Source organism: Microbacterium sp. (assembly GCF_047972865.1).
Classification (GTDB): Bacteria; Actinomycetota; Actinomycetes; order Actinomycetales; family Microbacteriaceae; genus Microbacterium.
This window is the reverse complement of record NZ_JBKEAY010000159.1, coordinates 1-1,993: the sequence shown is the minus strand read 5'-3', so window position 1 is coordinate 1,993 and position 1,993 is coordinate 1. Positions and strand designations below refer to the sequence as shown.

Genomic DNA, 1,993 nt, shown 5'->3' with positions numbered 1-1,993 from the left:
ACGGGTGAGATCAGTGCTCACTTCGCGCAGATCTATGGTGCCTCGGTCAGCAAGGAGACGATCTCGCGGATCACGGACAAGGTCATCGAGGAGATGAATGATTGGGCTGCCCGGCCCCTGGACGAGGTCTACGCGGCGATCTTCATCGATGCGATCGTGGTGAAGATCCGTGACGGGCAGGTCGCGAACAGGCCCGCCTACGCGGTGATCGGGTGAGTCTGGCAGGCGAGAAGGACATCCTCGGACTGTGGGTCGGGAACGGCGGTGAGGGCGCGAAGTTCTGGATGAGCGTCCTGACCGACATCAAGAACCGGGGCGTCACGGACACGTTCTTCCTCGTCTGCGATGGCCTCAAAGGGCCCCCCGACGTCATCGGTAACGTGTGGCCGCGAACGACCGTGCACACGTGTGCACCCTGCACCTGATCCGCAACACGTTCAAGCTCGCGTCGAAGCGGGACCGGGACGCGCTCAAACGCGACGTGAAGCCGATCTATACCGCCCCCAACCCGACAGCCGCGAGGGCAGCGCTGGAGGAGCTCGACGAGAAGTGGGGTAAGAAGTATGGGGCGATCGTCCGGCTCTGGGAATCCGCGTGGGAGGAGTTCATCCCGTTCCTGGACTATGACCTCGAGATCCGGAAGGTGAGCTGTTCCACGAACGCGATCGAATCCCTCAACGCAAGATACCGGTGCGCGGTCCGGGCGCGCGGCCACTTCCCGACCGAGCAGGCGGCGTTGAAGTGCCTGTATCTTGTCACCCGTAGCCTCGACCCACCGGTCGTGGCCGCACCCGATGGACGATGCGGTGGAAGCCCGCTGACGACGTAGCCCTTCGATCGTGGCGTGTGCCCGGCGCAGCTACCCGACCGCCCAGCCGACCGCACGCTGGGTGAGTGACCCGCGCCGAGCGACCAGGGTCGAAAGCTGCTCCACGAACGTGTTCTTCGCGCAACCGTCGTCACCGCACCGCCAGACCCGCTGCCGCCACACGATCCGCACCTGCGTCGTCCCGGGCACGTCATGAAGCACCCGTCGGCGCGGCCACGGCCGATCGCGACGACCCCGCACGATGGGCACCCGGTCGGCGTCGCCGGGGTCGAGACAGTGACGACCAGCAGCCCGTCACGACGGTCGACGTGCTCGACATGAACACCGTCCAAGCCGACGAGAAGGTCGCACCGACGACCAGATGGTCGGTGACAAGTACTGACCGGCCCGACGCCGACAACCTTTGCCGCGCTTCGAAAGATCCGGTGCTCGATTGTCGGACCCAGGGAGGGCGGGTGATGTCCGTGCCCCTCGCGGTGCCCGACGCTCCGCTCGTCACTCGTGTAGCGGCGCCCGCCACGCCCGCCCACGCCTTCCTCACCGACAGGGAACGTCGTCTCTTTCGGGCGTGTCTGCCGCGCGTGCGGGGTGGACGTTTAGAGTGAGCGCATGACGACAGAGTCCTCCGGGATCGTCGCGCAGGGGGTGCGGCGGGCCTTCGGTCCCGTTCACGCGCTGCGCGGCGCGACGTTCACGGTTGCGCCGGGTCGGGTGACCGGGCTGATCGGGCCCAACGGGTCGGGCAAGACGACGCTGCTGCTGATGCTGGCGAGCCGGCTCGCCCCCGACGACGGCAGCATCCGCATCGCCGGGGTCGACCCCGTCGCCGACCCGCGGGCGGCGCGTGCCGTGCTCGGATGGATGCCGGATGCCCTCGGTGCGTGGCCGAACCTGAGCGCGCGCGAGACCCTGCGGGTGACGGCGCGACTGTACGACCTCGACCGGGACGCCGCCACGGCGCGCGCCGACATCCTGCTGGGAACCGTCGGGCTGACCTCGCTCGCCGACGCGCCGGCGCGCGTGCTCTCGCGCGGGCAGAAGCAGCGGCTGGGCCTGGCCCGTGCGCTCGTCCACGAGCCGAGCGTGCTGCTGCTGGACGAACCCGCCTCGGGACTCGATCCGCAGGCGCGGGTCGACCTGCGGCACCTGCTGCGTACGCGCGCG

The 1,993-nt window shown here is 68.7% G+C and carries 1 protein-coding gene and 1 pseudogene; both read left to right on the top strand.

Features of this window, described 5'->3' with window-relative positions; genetic code table 11:
* A pseudogene (locus ACK5KK_RS09780) lies at positions 1-894 on the top strand (IS256 family transposase); the annotation flags it as partial.
* A gap of 544 nt (positions 895-1,438) precedes the next feature.
* The coding region (locus tag ACK5KK_RS09775; protein WP_416889895.1) for an ABC transporter ATP-binding protein at positions 1,439-1,993 on the top strand (555 nt) is incomplete at its 3' end.